The sequence below is a fragment of the Ramlibacter sp. G4-7 genome, assembly GCF_057784995.1.
Map to the genome: position 1 here is coordinate 1 of NZ_JBYNTT010000028.1, position 14,516 is coordinate 14,516.

Sequence of the window (14,516 nt, forward strand, 5' to 3'; positions counted from 1 at the left end):
CCTTGCCCGCCTGGACTCACTTCTACAACTGGCACCGGCCCCACCACGGCATCAGCCTGATGCCTCCCGTGTCTCGTCTTTCGATTCCTCGAAAGAACCTCTTGACACTCCACAGCTAGGCGACGAACAGGTCGCGCAGTTCGCCCAGGTGCGTCAGGGTGACGTGCGGCTCCTGCTCGTGCGGCCAGATGGCGTCCGAGCGGTTCAGCCAGGCCGCCTGCATGCCCGCGTTCAGCGCGCCCAGCGCATCGAGCGTCACGTCGTCGCCGACGTGCAGGATGTATTCCGGCATGGTGTCCACCGCGCCGGCCGCGGCATGGAAGATCCGCGGGTCCGGCTTGCCGACCCCGAAATCGCGCGCGCACACCGACGCGCGGAAGAAGTGGCCGACCCCCACGCGGTGCACGTCGGCGTTGCCGTTGGACAGCGCCACCAGTGGGAAGCGCGCAGCCAGGAACTCCAGCGCGGGCAGCACGTCCTCGAACAGCGTGACGCGTTGCCGCTCGGCGAAGAAGGCCTCGAAGGCGGGTTCCGCGAGCTGCGGGTCGTCGCCGGCGCGGCTCAGCGCCAGGCGGATGGATTCGCGCCGCAGCGCGCTCATGTCGTGCTTGAGGTCGGGGCGCGAAACCGTCATCTCCGCGCGGATGTCGCGCAGCGCCGCCGGGTTCGCGAACAGCGCCGAGGTCATGGGCGCGTGCGCCGACAGCCACTGCAGCAGCACCTTCTCCGCACGCTCGATCGTGGGCCAGATCGGCCACAGCGTGTCGTCCAGGTCCAGCGTGATGGCCTTGATTTTCCCCAGTTCGAGCATGCGGCGAGAATAGCTCAATGCCGACTGCACCCCGCCCGCCCGCCGCCAGCCCCCACGCGCACGGCCAGGCGTCCCAGACCGCCGTGCTCCTGTGCAACCTTGGAACGCCGCAGGCGCCCACGCCGCAGGCCGTGCGCCGCTACCTCGCCGAATTTCTGAGCGACCCGCGGGTGGTGGAGATCCCGCGGCCGGTGTGGCTGCCCATCCTGTACGGGCTGATCCTGCCCCTGCGCGCCGCGAAGTCGGCGGCCAAATACGCGACGATCTGGACGCCGGACGGCTCGCCCCTGAAGCTGTGGACCGAGCGCCAGTCCAAGCGCCTGCAAGGCTGGCTGGGCGAGCAAGGCCACCGCGTGCGCGTCGCCTATGCGATGCGTTATGGGACGCCCTCGATCGCCAGCCAGCTGCAGGCGCTGGCCGACGCAGGTGCGAGCCGCATCCTGGTCCTGTCCGCGTACCCGCAGTACTCGGGAACCACGACGGCCAGCGTGATCGACGCGGTGAGCGCCTGGACCCGCACGCAGCGCAATGTCCCGGAGCTGCGCTTCGTGAACCGCTACCACGACGACCCCGGCTACATCAGGGCGCTGGCCCGCCGCATCGAGCGGCACTGGCGCGAGCACGGGCGGCCGGAGCACCTGGTCCTCAGCTTCCACGGCGTGCCGGAACGCACGCTGCATCTGGGCGACCCTTACCACTGCGAGTGCCGCAAGACGGCCCGGCTGCTGGTCGAGGCGCTGCAGCTGGAGGCCTCGCAGTTCACGGTGACCTTCCAGTCCCGCTTCGGCAAGGCGAAGTGGCTGGAGCCGTACACCGAGCCGACGCTGCAGGCGCTGGCCCGGGCGGGCAAGCGGCGCGTGGACGTGGCCTGCCCCGGCTTCACCAGCGACTGCCTGGAGACGCTGGAGGAGATCGCGCAGGAAGGCCGCGCTGCCTTCCTCGCGGCGGGCGGCAAGGACTTCCACTACATCCCTTGCCTCAACGACGAGACCGAGTGGATCCATGCGCTGGGTGGGATCGCCTCGCGCCACCTCTCCGGTTGGCCGACGCAGGTGCAAGTGGATGTCGGGGAGCTGGCAGAGCAGAAAAAGCGCGCGATGGCCCTGGGCGCGGAGCGCTGAGCCCACCCGATACCCTGCGATTTTCGTGGAACGGCGGTGGGGCACCGCGAACCGCTCCGATCGCCAATCGCCTATGCAGTGACCTTGGCCTTTGCGGCGACCGCGTCACTGCGCTCGACGAAACCTTTCACCAGCTCCAGCTGCTCCGGAACATTCAGCGCCGGCGCGTGGCCGCAGCCGGCCACTTCCTGCACGCGCACCAGGCCCAGCGGCCCGGGCCCGCGCGTCATCATCTCCGCCGCGGCATCGGGCAGCACGAGGTCCGACTCCGCGCCCCGCAGCAGCAGCACCGGGATGCGCAGCCGGTCGTAGTGCTCCCACAGGTCGTAGTCGTGCGGATGGTCGATGAACTGGCGCACGATTGCCGGGTCGTAATGGGGCGTCACGCGGCCGTCCGGCAGGCGCCGCATGGAGGTCTGCGCGAGGCGCCGCCACTGGGCGTCGCTCAGCCAGCCATAGGGCTTGTAGACCTGGCGGAAGAAGGCTTCGAGCTGCGACATCGAATCGAAGGCCGGCGGGTTGCCCGCATAGTTGCGGATGCGCTCGACGGCGGCGGCCGCGAGCCGAGGCGCGTTGTCGTTCAGCACGAGGCTGAGGATGCGGTCCTGCAATTGCGGCTGGAAGAGGCCCGCCGCGCACACGGTGCCGATCGCCCCGCCCATGGACGTGCCCACCCAGTGCGCACGCCCGATCCCGAGCTGGTCCATCAGCTCCGCGGCCAGGCGGGCGTAGAACTCCAGCCGGTATTCGGCCGTCGGGTCGGGGCTCCATTGGCTCAAGCCCCGCCCGAGGGTGTCCGGGCAGATCACCCGGAAGCTGGAGGAAAGGCACTCCGCCAGTTCGTCCATGTCGCGGCCGGTGCGCGCGAGGCCGTGCCACGCGATCACCGTCCGCGCATGTTCCGCGCCCCACTCGGTGTAGTGGATCTCGCGTCCCGCGCAGGTGGCGTAGTTCGAACTGGATGGCATGTGCTTTCCCCTACGCTGGGCTCATTCGACGTGGATCGCCTTGCTGGTCGGCGTCGCGTCGAAGACCAGCTTGCCCGGCCACACCGGCCAGCTTACGCCGAGCGACGCGTTGTTCGGGTCGCCGTTGCGGGCGAACGTGGAGAGCGTCTGCATCATCGCGGCGGAAAGCTCCAGGCGCCCGGGGCGGTTGGCGGTGTTGAACCACACGTTGCCGAACAGCGAGGGGCCGAAGTTGCCGAAGATGAAGGGCAGGTCCACCACGTGCACCGCGCCGTAGATGTCGTTCCACGGCGCCGGCTGCTCGTCCCAGTCGAAGCGGTAGTACCAGACGTTGGGCTGCTGCGTCTTCAGCGCGTTGAGCACGTTGTCGCGGCTGTTGAGGAAGAACACGCGGTTGAGCGCCTCCGCGCGCGCAGTGAAGCCGGTGGTCGGTGCGTTGACCGGCAGGTAGGACGCGGCGATCCACTGGTCCACGGTCGTCTGCGCCGGGGCATCGGGCTTGTACGAGAAGTGGTTGGCGAACAGCTGCGCGTCCGTGACGATGCGCGCATTGCCCGTGCCGCCCACCAGCGGCAGGAAGGACGGGAACAGCTTGCCTTCGTCACGTGCGTTGCCGGCAAGCACCGGCACCTTCACGTAGTTGCCTGCGTTGATCGCGCCGATCGGATCCGTCGCCACGACGGTGCCGTCGGGGATGGGCCCGGAGCCGGCCAGCAGCGGCAGGCGCGTGAGCAGCGTCGTGAACAGCTGCTGCGGCGTCTTGCCGCGCAGGTAAGCGGCGACCTCCGCATTCGTCTTGCCGGCGATGTAGGTGTTCGCCGAAGCGGCATCCGTGGCGAGGCCGTCGACGATCAGCAACTGCTGCAGCAGCGTGAGGCCCTGCGCCTGGTACTGCGACAGCGGCGACAGCGTCGGGATGCTGCCAAGGGGCAGGTTGCTGGCCAGCGAGATACCGCCGGACAAGGGCACGTTCCGGTGGAACAGCTTGGGGTTCGCTGCCGTCATCAGGGGTGACGTCTGCAGGGCCCATACGTTGATGGCGCCCGCCGACTGGCCCATGATGGTCACGTTGTCGGGGTTGCCGCCGAAGTTGCGCGCGTTGGTGCGCACGAACTGGAGCGCCTTGATGCTGTCCAGCATCGTGTAGTTGCCGGAATCGTTGGCCGGGTCGCCGGTCTTGAGCTGCGGCACGGTGAGGAAGCCCAGGATGCCCACCCGGAAGTTGGCCGTCACCACCACCGCGTTCGCCGCCTTCGCCAGCGCCGCGCCGTCGTACACCGGGTCGGCGGTGTAGCCGGAGACGTTGCTGCCGCCGTGGAAGAACACGATCACCGGCAGGTTCTCGTCCTTGCTCGAGGGACGCCAGACGTTGAGGTACAGGCAGTCTTCGTTGCCGACCGCCTGGTTCAAGGTCGTGCCGATGGTCTCGTCATAGCGATTGTTGGAGCCCGGACCGTAGATGCGGCCGTACTGCGAACACGCGGGGGCGAACGCCGTCGTCGTCTTGATGCTGGTCCAGGCCGGCAGGTCCTGCGGCGGCTGCCACCGCAGGGCTCCCACCGGTGGCTTTGCGTAAGGAATGCCCTTCCACGCGTAGGTGCCGCTCGCCTTGTCCTCGGCGCCCTTGATCGGGCCGAGGTTCGTGCTGCGCAGCGACAGGTCCTGCAGCAGCGGACCGCCGAGGTCTAACCCGCCGCCACCGCCGCAGGCGGCGAGCAGCAGCGGCGCGGCAAGCGCGGCCGCCCAGGCGCCTTTGATTCCCATGCGTCGCGCGCATTGCAATGTCTTGCTAGCTTTCAACATAGTCTCCTTGCACTCTCTTCTTGGGGGATGCGGCCGTTGCCGCGGGAAGGGACGGAGACCGCACCGGCGTGGCGCCGCGCAAGGCGCGCAGGCGCCCGACGACGCCGGTGGGGAAGTAGTAGACGGACAGCACGAACAGCACGCCCAGCCAGAGCAGCCAGCGGTCCGGCGACAGGAGCGCCGCCAGCCAGGGCACGCCGGCAACGGCCCCGCTGCCCAGTTTCAGCAGGTCCTGCAGGTAGCTTTGCGCCACCAGGAACAGGCCCGAGCCGATCACCGCGCCGTAGATCGTGCCCATGCCGCCGATCACGACGATCAGCAGCACGTCGAGCATGATCTCGAACGAGAGCGTCGTGTCCGGCCCGTTGTAGCGCAGCCAGATCGCCAGCATCGCGCCGGCCAGCGTCGCGAACAGCGCCGACAGCACGCTGGAGATCGTGCGGTACACGACCACCCGGTAGCCGATCGCCTCGGCCCGGAACTCGTTCTCGCGGATCGCCTGCAGCACGCGGCCGAAGGGCGAGTTGACGATGCGCAGCATGGCCAGGAACAGCACCGTGGCCGCGACGAACAGCAGGTAGTAGCAGACCAGGCGGCCGTCGTAGGTGTGGCCGAACAGGTCGAACTCGTAGCTGGGCGACAGAACCTCGGGCATCTTGAAGGTCAGCCCGTCTTCGCCGCCCGTGATCTCCGACAACTGCGAGGCGAGCGTCTGGAAGGCCGCCGCGAAAGCCAGCGTGATCATCGAGAAGAAGATCGCGCGCACCCGCAGCGAGAACAGGCCGATGGCCGCAGCCAGCAGCAGCGACAGCACGAGCGCCGCGCCAATGCCGATGGCGAGCGAGCCCCAGCCCGCGCCCAGGCGCGTCGACGCGATCGCCACGCCATACGCGCCGATGCCGAAAAACATGGTGTGGGCAAAGCTCACGATGCCCGTGTAGCCCAGCAGCAGGTCGAAGCTCGCCACCAGCACGATGAAGACGAGGATCTTGGCGGCCACGTTCAGCGCCTTGACGCCGGGGATGGCGAAAGGCGTCACCGCCAGCGCGAGGAAGATCAGCAGCAGGATCACCGCCAGCACGCGGCTGCGCGGGAAGTCGTTGGAGAGGATGCGCGTCAGCATGGCTTGGTCCTCACTTGCTCAAGGCGTAGACGCCTTGCGGGCGCCACAGCAGGATGGCCATCATCAGCAGGATGTTGGAAAACAGCGCCGCTTTGGGCACCAGGAAGCCGGTGTAGTTGGCCATCAGGCCGACCAGCAGCGCGCCCACCAGCGCGCCCGTGGTGGAACCCAGGCCGCCGATGATCAGCACGATGAAGATCAGCACGTTGACCTGCGCGCCCATCTGCGGCACCACGTTCTGCTGGTACAGGCCCCACATCACGCCGCCCAGGCCGGCCAGCGCGCTGCCCACCACGAAGACGCCCACGAACAGCACGCGGATGCGGTAGCCGAGCGACTCCACCATCTCGCGGTCCTGCACGCCGGCGCGGATCAGCAGGCCGATCTTGGTCCGGGTGAGCGTCCACAGCAGCAAGCCGAACACGACGAGGCCCACCACCACGGCGATCAGGCGGTACTTCTCCACCGCGGCATCGCCGAGGTAGAGGCTGCCGCGCATGCCCTCGGGCAAGGGCAGCGGGATCTGCAGCGGACCCCAGATCACCTTGATCAGTTCCTCGCCGATGATCATCCCGCCCATGGTGATGAGGATCTGCTTGAGGTGGTTGCCGTAGACCGGCCGCACGATGAAGCGCTCGAAGGCGAGCCCGATGGCACCGGCCACCAGCATGGCGACCACCATCGCGGGCAGCACGGCGAGCAGGTTGCGCCACAGGCTCGCGGAACCCGTGTAGTCCCCCATGGCGCCCAGCACGCTGGTGGCGACGAAGGCGCCGAGCGCGATGAACACGCCGTGGCCGAAGTTCAGCACGTCCATCAGGCCGAAGACCAGCGTGAGGCCCGAGGCGATGATGAAGATGATCATGCCCATGGCGAGGCCCGCCACCGTCAGGGTCACCCAGGTCGCGGGCGAGCCCACGAAGGGCAGCACGAGCAAGGCGAGCACCGGCACCAGCGCCAGCGGCTTCCAGTCCATCTCCTTGAAGTTCATAGCGCCAGCCCCAGCAGGGAATGCTGCAGTTCTTCGTTCTCCGCGAGCTCCTTCATGGAACCCGCATGCACGACCACGCCGTTGTCCATCACGGCGACCGTGTCGCCCAGGCGCTTGGCGAAGTTGATGTTCTGTTCGACCAGCAGGATGGTCACGCCCTTGGCCTTGAGCTGACCGAAGGCGGCGATCATGTTGTTGATGATCGCGGGGGCGAGGCCCTTGCTCGGCTCGTCGATGATCAGCAGCTCGCGCGGCTCGACGATCGCGCGCGAGACCGCCAGCATCTGCTTCTGGCCGCCGGAGAGCTTGCCCGCGGGGTGGTTCCAGAACTTCTCCACCGCGGGGAAGAGCGAGAAGATCCACTGCAGGCGTTCCTGGTCGATCGCCGACGCGTTGCGGGCGCCGCGGGCGGCCAGCACCATGTTCTCCTTGACCGTCAGGTCCGCGAAGATGCCCATGTTCTCCGGCACGTAGGCCACGCCGCGTCCGGAGATCTGCGGCGTCGGCAGCGCGGTGATGTCCTGGCCGTCGAAGACGATGCTGCCCTGCGAGGCGCGCCACAGGCCCATGATGGTGCGCAGCGTCGTGGTCTTGCCGGCGCCGTTGCGGCCCAGGAGCATCGTCAGCTGCCCGCGCGGCACGGCGAGGTCGACGCCATGCAGGATGTGGTACGCGCCGATGTGCGTGTGCACGCCGGACAGGGTGAGGAGGTTGTCGCTCATGCGGCCTCCTTCGGGGACACGCCCAGGTAAGCCTCCTGCACGACCGGCGATGCGATCACCTCGGCTGGCTCCCCATCGGCCACCAGCGTGCCGTTGTGCAGCACGATGATGCGGTCGGCCAGTTCCCGCACCACGTCCATCTTGTGTTCCACCAGCAGGATCGTCTTGGTCCTGTCGGCCTTCAGCCGGCGGACCAGGTCCAGGATCACGGGCGCCTCGGCGTGGTTCATGCCCGCCGTCGGCTCGTCGAACATGTAGACCTGCGGTTCCAGCGCCATGAGCAGCGCCACTTCCAGCTTGCGCTGGTCGCCGTGCGGCAGGTTGGCGACGAGCTCCTGCTCCCGGTCCTTCAGCGCGATCGACTCCAGCAGTTCGTCGGCACGCGCGAGCAGGTCGCGGTGGTCGCTCCACACGCTCCACAGGTTCAGCCCCCGGCGGTGCGAGCCGCCACGCGTGGCCTGCACCGCCAGCCGCACGTTTTCCAGCACCGTCAGGCGCGGGAACAGGTTGGTGAGCTGGAAGGCGCGCCCCAGGCCGGCGCGCGTACGTTCCGAAGCGGAGGCGCCGGAGAGTTCGCGCCCGCCCAGGGTCACCTTACCGGAGCTCGCCTTGAGCTGGCCCGAGATCAGGTTGAAGTAGGTCGTCTTGCCGGCCCCGTTGGGGCCGACGATGGCCGTCAGCGTCCCCGGCTCGAAGGAGCAGGTGACGCCATTGACGGCGACGTGGCCGCCGAACCGGACCGTCAGGTCGTGCGTGGCGAGTTGGCTCATGGCTTTCTTCAGGGTGAGCGACAGCCTGGGCGCGCCCCGCGCGCCCTGCTCCCAATGAATTCTTCGAAGGACGGGGCGGCGGACGCCGCCCCCCAGCCGCCTAGCGCTTGTTCCGGATCGGAACCTGCATCTCTTCCGGCTTGATCTCGTGCACCAGTTCCGGCACGCCCCAGGCGAAGGCCGGGTCCACCTTGATCTTGAAGTGGTACATGCTCTGCATGGCCTGGTGGTCTTCCTTGCGGAACGTCATCTTGCCCTTGGGCGTGTCGAAGGACATGCCCTCCATGGCGGGGATCAGCTTGGCCGCCGTCGCGTCGCCGCCGGTCTTCTTCAGCGCGGTGACCACGGCCATCGCGGCGGAGAAGCCCCCGGCCGTGAAGAAGTCGGGCGGCGTCTTGAACTCCTTGTAGTGCTGGGAGACCATGGCGTCGTTCGCCGCGTTCTTCGGCAGGCCGAAGTAGTAGTACGTCGCGCCTTCCATGCCGGGGAAGCGCTTGTACGCGGTCATCGCCGGCAGGATGTTGCCGCCGGTGCCCACCTCGATGCCGTAGCGCTTCTGCAGGTCGGCGTCGGCCAGCGCATTGAAGGGCGGCGTGCCGCCGGCCCACACCACCGCGATGATCTTGCGGCCCGGCTTGTCCTTGAGCGCCGCGATCAGCCGCTGGATGCCGGCCGTGAAGTCGGTCGTGGTCATCGGCAGGTACTCTTCGTGGACGATCTTCGCCTTGTGCAGCGCGTCCTTGAAGGCCTTCACGCCGTCGCGGCCGAAGGCGTAGTCCTGGGCCAGCATGGCGACGGAGACGTTGTCCTTGTCCATGGCCACGGCATTGGAGATCGCGTCCTGCGAGCTGTTGCGGCCGGTGCGGAAGATGTACTTGTTCCACTTGTCGCCGGTGATGGAGTCGGCCACGGCGGGCTCCACCAGCAGGATCTTCTTGTACTCCTCGGCAACCGGCAGCATGGCCAGCGCCACGCCGGAGGAGGTCGGGCCCACGGCGAGGTCGGCCTTGTCGTCCGAGTAGGCGGCGGCCAGCAGCGACTTGCCCAGGTCCGGCTTGCCCTGGTCGTCCTTCTCGATGACGACGATCTTCTTGCCATTGATGGCCATGGTGCCGCCGGTGGCGTAGTCCAGCCCCATGAGGAAGCCCGTCTGCGTCTGCTTGCCGTAGGCCTCCAGCGGGCCCGTGCGGCTGTAGATGTGGGCGATGCGGATTTCCTTGGCCTGCGACCAGGCCAGCGGACTGGCGAAGGCGGAAGCGGCGAGCGCGGCAATGGCGACCCAGGTGCGTCGTTGCATGGGAGGTGTCTCCTGAGGTGTTGGAATGCGGGAACCGGGCGGCTCTTGCATTCGCCGTGCCAGCGCGCAAGTGCTTGTCACAGCAGCACAAATTTCTCTAGCGCGGGGGTCGATGCCTGACTTTCAGGCAGCCGGTTTGCCTGTTTTCCAGACAACTGCCCGGATTTCAGGCAACCAGTTCCAGGCGTTCGTAGAGCTTGGCCCGCGAGATTCCCAGCAGCCGCGCAGCAGCGAGCTTGTTGCCGCCGGTGGCCGCGAGCGCGGCCTGGATCGCCTGCCGCTCGACCTCCGCCACCTGCTCGGCGAGCGGCCGCAGGACATCGCGCGGGGGAGGGCTCGCCACGGCGCGCGGAGGCGGGGCGGGCGGCAAGCGCTCGATCCCGGCCTCGCGCAGCACCTCCTCGAGCGTGCGCTCGTCGATCTGCTGCGAGTCGCTGCGCATGGCGGCCTGCTCCAGCACGTTGCGCAGTTCGCGGATGTTGCCGCGCCAGCGCTGCGACGACAGCAGCGCCAGCGCCGCGGCATCGAGCTCGAACGGCGCGGTGCCGTTGCGCATCGCGATGTCCTCGACCAGCACTTCCGCGATCGCGGGGATGTCGGCACTGCGTTCGCGCAAGGGAGGCACCTTGATCGGCAGCACGTTCAAGCGGTAGTACAGGTCTTCGCGGAACCTGCCTTCGCGCACCAGCGCTGCGAGGTCGCGCGAAGTCGCGGCGATCACCCGCGCGTCGAAGGGGACCACCTTGTTGGAGCCCAGCGGCTCGATCTCGCCTTCCTGCAACGCGCGCAGCAGCTTCGGTTGCAGCGCGAGCGGCATGTCGCCGATCTCGTCGAGGAAGAGCGTGCCGCCGTGGGCCAGCTTGAACTTGCCGTCGCGCCCCTTGCGGTCCGCGCCCGTGTACGCGCCCGGCGCGACGCCGAAGAACTCCGCTTCCAGGAGCGTGTCCGGGATGGCGGCGATGTTCACGCTGACGAAGGGGCCGCGCGAACGCGCCGACGCCGCGTGGATGGCGTGCGCGAGCAGCTCCTTGCCGGTGCCCGTCTCCCCGAGCAGCAGCACCGGGCTGGAGGACTGCGCCGCCTTGCGGGCCTGGCGCTTGACGTTGACCGCGCCGGGGCTGCTGCCGATGAAGCTGGCCAGGGTGTGCTTGCTGCGCCGCTGCGAAGCGAGCTCGCGCCGCGCGTCGTCCAGGTCCCGCTGCAGGTTGGCGAACTTGTGGATCAGCGGCTGCAGGGTGGTCTCGGGGTGGTCGAACAGGACGATGCCCAGCGCACCTATGACCTTGCCCTGCTCGTCCCGCAGCGGGATGCGGCTCACGCCGAAGGTGCCCGCCTTGTTGGACAGCAGGTCGATCAGGATCGGCTTGCCCGTTTCCAGCACGCGGTGCATCTGCGTGTTCTGCACCACCTCGGAGACGGGGTGGCCGACGAAGTCCTCGACACGCTGGTAGCCCAGCGCCGGAAGGAAGCGCTTGTACTGGTCGTTGACCCAGACGACGCGCGCGTCGCGGTCCACCAGCAGCATGCCTTCGCTGGCGTTGGCGAACAGGTCGAACATGGAGCGGGCCGCCAGCTCCAGGATGCGCTGGCCGTCCAGGGGCAGCGAGGCGTCGGACTTCATGCGGCGATGGTAGCGCCAGCAGCCCGCAAGACCTTCACCGGACAGGCGCGGGAAACGCAGAGGAAACCCGGAGTGAAACCTCCGCCCTCCCCCGCTCGCCTCTGCGGTGAAGAAAGCTCTGGCCGTCAGGCTGCCGCCAGCCGCTCCTTGCGCGCCGCCATCCGCTTGAAGATCCGCGGCACCAGCAGCACCGCCACGATGACCACCAGCAGGCCGATGGACATCGGGCGTTCCACGAACACGCGGGCACTGCCCTCGCCGATCGACACCGCGTTGCGCAGCTGCGCCTCGGCCAGCGGCCCCAGGATCATGCCCACGACCACGGGCGCCGTCGGGAAGTCGAAGCGGCGCATCAGCACGCCCACGAGCCCGATCCCCCACAGGAGCACCAGGTCGAAGGCGCTCTGGCGCATGCCGTAGGCACCCACCGTGGCGAAGATCAGGATGCCGGCATAGAGCTGGGGCTTGGGGATCTTCAGCAGCTGCACCCACAGCTTCACCATCGGCAGGTTCAGGATCAGCAGCATCAGGTTGCCCAGGTACAGCGAGGCGATCAGCGCCCACACCAGCGCGGCGGAGGTCGTGAACAGCTGCGGCCCGGGCTGGATGCCGTAGTTCTGGAACGCGCCCAGCAGGATGGCGGTCGTGTTCGAGGTGGGGATGCCCAGCGTCAGCAGCGGGATCAGCGCCGTGGTCACCGTGGCATTGTTCGCCGCTTCGGGGCCGGCCACGCCTTCGATGGCGCCGGTGGTGCCGAACTCGGCCTTGTCCTCGCCCTTGGCCAGCTTCTTTTCCACCGCGTAGCTCAGGAAGGTCGGAATCTCCGTGCCGCCTGCGGGGATGCAGCCGAACGGCGCGCCGATCGCCGTGGCGCGCAGCCACGCCGGGACGGAACGGCGCCAGTCCCGCTTGGACATGTAGACGCGTGACATCCGGTTCTGCGTCTCGACCACGCGACCTTCGTACAGCGCGAAGTACAGCACCTCCGCGACGGCGAACAGCCCCACGGCGACCAGCACGATCTCGACGCCATCGAGCAGTTCCGGAATGCCGCCGGTGTAGCGCGCCTGGCCGGAGATCTGGTCCATGCCCACGCAGCCCAGCGCCAGGCCCAGGAACAGCGAGGTCATGCCGCGCAGCGTGCTCTGCCCGAGCACCGCGCTCACCGTGGTGAACGCCAGCACCATCAGCAGGAAGTATTCCGGCGGCCCCAGTTTCACCGCGAAGTCGGCGACCGTCGGCGCGAACAGCGTCACCAGGACCGTGGCGATGGTCCCGGCGACGAAGGAGCCGATGGCCGCCGTCGCCAGCGCCTGCCCGGCGCGGCCGCTCTTGGCCATCTTGTTGCCCTCCATGGCCGTGACCATGGACGCGGTTTCGCCGGGCGTGTTCAGCAGGATGGAGGTGGTCGAGCCGCCGTACATCGCGCCGTAATAGATGCCCGCGAAGAAGATCATCGACGCGGTGATGTCCACCTTGGCGGTGATCGGCAGCAGCATGGCCACGGCCACCGCGGGACCGATGCCGGGCAGCACGCCAACGGCGGTGCCCAGCACGCAGCCGACGAAGGCCCACAGCAGGTTGACCGGGCTGATCGCCGTGGCGAAGCCGTGCAGCAGGGAGGCGAAGATGTCCATGATCAGATCCAGCCGGAGTTCGTGAGGCCCGGCAGGTTGATGGCCAGGAATTGGGTGAAGGCCCAGAACACGGGAGCGGCAATCGCCGCGCCCGTCAGCGCATCGACGGCGATCGTCGACGGGCCGGCCGCCTGGCCCTGCGCCCGGCGCAGGCCCTGCACCGCGAGCAGGTAGCACAAGGTGCAGCTCAGGATGAAGCCGATGGTGGTGATCAGCGCGGCGTTCGCCAGCAGGCCCGCGGACACCCACACCAGCCCCGGCCACCAGGCGCGCGCCGCGCCCGAGGGCTCGGCCATGTCGCGGAAGCCGCCGGTGAGGGCCTCGCGCACGATCAGGATGCCGCAGATGAACAGGACCGCCGCCACCAGCCAGGGCAGGAAGTTCGGGCCGACGCCGCCGTACCCGGCCTCGCCCGGGATCTTGAGCGCGCCGAAGCCCAGGCCCAGGCCGGTCAGCGTGACGATCGCCCCCACCAGGATCTGTGCGGTCGGCCGGGAAGCGGTTGCTGTCATGGTTCTGCCCTCCACAGGCATGCGAAATGAAAAACGCCCGGCGAACCGGGCGGATACAGCTGACGGGCCGCGGTCAGACCATGCCGGCCTTGACCATGGTAGCGCGCAGCATCGCGAACTCGTTGTCCACGAACTGGTCGAAGGCCGGGCCGGTCATCACGGCGGGCGTCCAGTCGTTCTTCTCCATCGCTTCCTGCCAGGACTTGGTCTTGAGCGCCGCCATCACCATGTCGGTGAGGTGCTTGCGCTGCTCGGCCGAGATGCCCGGGGCGCCGTACACGCCGCGCCAGTTGCCCAGCACCACGTTGATGCCCTGCTCCTTCAGCGTGGGCACGTCGATGCCCTTCAGGCGCTCGGCCGAGGTGACGGCGATGGGGCGCATCTTGCCGGCCTTGATGTACTCGGCGAACTCGCTGTAGCCGGAGCCGCCCACGGTGACGTTGCCGCCCAGGATGGCCGCGGTGGCCTCACCGCCCCCACGGAAGGCCACGTAGTTGATCTTGGCGGGATCGACGCCCACTTCGCGTGCCAGCATGGCCGCGGCGATGTGCTCGGTGGAACCGCGCGAACCGCCGCCCCACTTGACGCTGCCCGGATCCTTCTTCAGCTGCGCGACCACGTCGGCCATCGTCTTGAACGGCGAGTTGGCGGGCAGCACGTAGACGTTGTACTCGCTGGTGAGGCGGGCGATCGGCGTGGCCTGCGACAGGTTCACCGGCGGCTTGCCGGTGATGATGCCGCCCAGCATCACGGCGCCCATCACCATCAGCGCGTTCGGGTCGCCCTTGCTGCCGTTGACGAACTGGGCCAGGCCCAGCGCGCCGGCGGCGCCGCCCTTGTTGTCATAGGTGACGCTGTCGGCGACCTTGGCATCGGTCAGCGCCTTGCCCAGGGCGCGGCCGGTGGTGTCCCAGCCGCCGCCGGGGTTGGCGGGGATCATCATCTTCAGGTTGGCGGCAGCGCGGGCCGACAGCGGCAGCGCCCCGGCCGCGGCCAGCGCGGCCAGGCTCTTGAGGAATTCGTCACGACGCATTTGTTGTCTCCTGGGTTGGAACTGTCGGATGGTGGACCCCGTCGCTGTCATTCGGCTGTCCTGCGTACTAGGGAAAGTGCTAATGTGCCGCCCCGTCATGATTGCCG

At 68.4% G+C, this 14,516-nt stretch carries 13 protein-coding genes and 1 pseudogene; 2 read left to right on the top strand and 12 right to left on the bottom strand.

What is annotated here, in order from left to right:
* Positions 1-119 (top strand): annotated as a pseudogene (locus AC3EGR_RS24330) (IS481 family transposase); the annotation flags it as partial.
* Here AC3EGR_RS24330 and AC3EGR_RS24335 read toward each other — a convergent pair.
* Complete coding sequence (locus AC3EGR_RS24335; protein ID WP_488549116.1) at positions 116-811, bottom strand: HAD family hydrolase; 696 nt, start codon at positions 809-811, stop codon at positions 116-118. The pseudogene AC3EGR_RS24330 and the gene AC3EGR_RS24335 sit on opposite strands and share 4 nt — an antisense overlap.
* Before the next feature lie 17 nt (positions 812-828).
* On the opposite strand from AC3EGR_RS24335, the gene hemH reads away from it, so the two are divergent.
* Positions 829-1,932: a ferrochelatase gene (gene hemH / locus AC3EGR_RS24340; RefSeq protein ID WP_488549117.1), complete on the top strand. Its 1,104-nt coding sequence runs from the start codon at positions 829-831 to the stop codon at positions 1,930-1,932.
* A 71-nt stretch (positions 1,933-2,003) separates the two neighbouring features.
* Here the strand turns inward: hemH and AC3EGR_RS24345 are convergent, their stop codons facing one another.
* The 11 genes from AC3EGR_RS24345 to AC3EGR_RS24395 form a co-directional block, all read right to left on the bottom strand.
* Entirely contained in the window at positions 2,004-2,900 is an 897-nt protein-coding gene (locus AC3EGR_RS24345; protein ID WP_488549118.1) for an alpha/beta fold hydrolase, read from the bottom strand.
* Positions 2,901-2,921: 21 nt separating this feature from the next.
* A complete protein-coding gene (locus AC3EGR_RS24350) occupies positions 2,922-4,664 on the bottom strand; it encodes a carboxylesterase/lipase family protein (RefSeq protein WP_488549119.1) in 1,743 nt (580 codons plus the stop codon).
* A 25-nt stretch (positions 4,665-4,689) separates the two neighbouring features.
* Complete coding sequence (locus AC3EGR_RS24355; protein WP_488549120.1) at positions 4,690-5,826, bottom strand: branched-chain amino acid ABC transporter permease; 1,137 nt, start codon at positions 5,824-5,826, stop codon at positions 4,690-4,692.
* A gap of 10 nt (positions 5,827-5,836) precedes the next feature.
* Positions 5,837-6,817, bottom strand: a complete 981-nt coding sequence (locus tag AC3EGR_RS24360) for a branched-chain amino acid ABC transporter permease (RefSeq protein ID WP_488549121.1) — start codon at positions 6,815-6,817, stop codon at positions 5,837-5,839.
* A complete protein-coding gene (locus tag AC3EGR_RS24365; protein WP_488549122.1) occupies positions 6,814-7,539 on the bottom strand; it encodes an ABC transporter ATP-binding protein in 726 nt (241 codons plus the stop codon). The genes AC3EGR_RS24360 and AC3EGR_RS24365 overlap by 4 nt, the downstream gene beginning before the upstream one ends.
* Positions 7,536-8,309, bottom strand: a complete 774-nt coding sequence (locus tag AC3EGR_RS24370; RefSeq protein WP_488549123.1) for an ABC transporter ATP-binding protein — start codon at positions 8,307-8,309, stop codon at positions 7,536-7,538. The genes AC3EGR_RS24365 and AC3EGR_RS24370 overlap by 4 nt, the downstream gene beginning before the upstream one ends.
* A gap of 100 nt (positions 8,310-8,409) precedes the next feature.
* Positions 8,410-9,606 carry a substrate-binding domain-containing protein gene (locus AC3EGR_RS24375; RefSeq protein ID WP_488549124.1) on the bottom strand — a complete coding sequence of 399 codons (1,197 nt, stop codon included), beginning with the start codon at positions 9,604-9,606 and terminating at the stop codon, positions 8,410-8,412.
* 166 nt (positions 9,607-9,772) lie between these two features.
* A complete protein-coding gene (locus tag AC3EGR_RS24380; RefSeq protein ID WP_488549125.1) occupies positions 9,773-11,227 on the bottom strand; it encodes a sigma-54 interaction domain-containing protein in 1,455 nt (484 codons plus the stop codon).
* Between the two features lie 125 nt (positions 11,228-11,352).
* Positions 11,353-12,864, bottom strand: a complete 1,512-nt coding sequence (locus tag AC3EGR_RS24385; RefSeq protein ID WP_488549126.1) for a tripartite tricarboxylate transporter permease — start codon at positions 12,862-12,864, stop codon at positions 11,353-11,355.
* A gap of 2 nt (positions 12,865-12,866) precedes the next feature.
* The gene (locus AC3EGR_RS24390; RefSeq protein ID WP_488549127.1) at positions 12,867-13,376 is read right to left on the bottom strand and encodes a tripartite tricarboxylate transporter TctB family protein; all 510 of its coding nucleotides are present in this window, start codon (positions 13,374-13,376) and stop codon (positions 12,867-12,869) included.
* Positions 13,377-13,449: 73 nt separating this feature from the next.
* The gene (locus tag AC3EGR_RS24395; protein ID WP_488549128.1) at positions 13,450-14,409 is read right to left on the bottom strand and encodes a Bug family tripartite tricarboxylate transporter substrate binding protein; all 960 of its coding nucleotides are present in this window, start codon (positions 14,407-14,409) and stop codon (positions 13,450-13,452) included.
* Between the last annotated feature and the right edge of the window lie 107 nt (positions 14,410-14,516).

What these genes read in the sequence shown, in the direction of transcription:
- AC3EGR_RS24380 (WP_488549125.1), bottom strand. Translation starts at nt 11,227, where the DNA reads ATGAAGTCCGACGCCTCGCTGCCCCTGGACGGCCAGCGCATCCTGGAG.
- AC3EGR_RS24345 (WP_488549118.1), bottom strand. Translation starts at nt 2,900, where the DNA reads ATGCCATCCAGTTCGAACTACGCCACCTGCGCGGGACGCGAGATCCAC.
- AC3EGR_RS24395 (WP_488549128.1), bottom strand. Translation starts at nt 14,409, where the DNA reads ATGCGTCGTGACGAATTCCTCAAGAGCCTGGCCGCGCTGGCCGCGGCC.
- AC3EGR_RS24385 (WP_488549126.1), bottom strand. Translation starts at nt 12,864, where the DNA reads ATGGACATCTTCGCCTCCCTGCTGCACGGCTTCGCCACGGCGATCAGC.
- AC3EGR_RS24350 (WP_488549119.1), bottom strand. Translation starts at nt 4,664, where the DNA reads ATGGGAATCAAAGGCGCCTGGGCGGCCGCGCTTGCCGCGCCGCTGCTG.
- AC3EGR_RS24370 (WP_488549123.1), bottom strand. Translation starts at nt 8,309, where the DNA reads ATGAGCCAACTCGCCACGCACGACCTGACGGTCCGGTTCGGCGGCCAC.
- AC3EGR_RS24365 (WP_488549122.1), bottom strand. Translation starts at nt 7,539, where the DNA reads ATGAGCGACAACCTCCTCACCCTGTCCGGCGTGCACACGCACATCGGC.
- AC3EGR_RS24390 (WP_488549127.1), bottom strand. Translation starts at nt 13,376, where the DNA reads ATGACAGCAACCGCTTCCCGGCCGACCGCACAGATCCTGGTGGGGGCG.
- AC3EGR_RS24335 (WP_488549116.1), bottom strand. Translation starts at nt 811, where the DNA reads ATGCTCGAACTGGGGAAAATCAAGGCCATCACGCTGGACCTGGACGAC.
- hemH (WP_488549117.1), top strand. Translation starts at nt 829, where the DNA reads ATGCCGACTGCACCCCGCCCGCCCGCCGCCAGCCCCCACGCGCACGGC.
- AC3EGR_RS24375 (WP_488549124.1), bottom strand. Translation starts at nt 9,606, where the DNA reads ATGCAACGACGCACCTGGGTCGCCATTGCCGCGCTCGCCGCTTCCGCC.
- AC3EGR_RS24355 (WP_488549120.1), bottom strand. Translation starts at nt 5,826, where the DNA reads ATGCTGACGCGCATCCTCTCCAACGACTTCCCGCGCAGCCGCGTGCTG.
- AC3EGR_RS24360 (WP_488549121.1), bottom strand. Translation starts at nt 6,817, where the DNA reads ATGAACTTCAAGGAGATGGACTGGAAGCCGCTGGCGCTGGTGCCGGTG.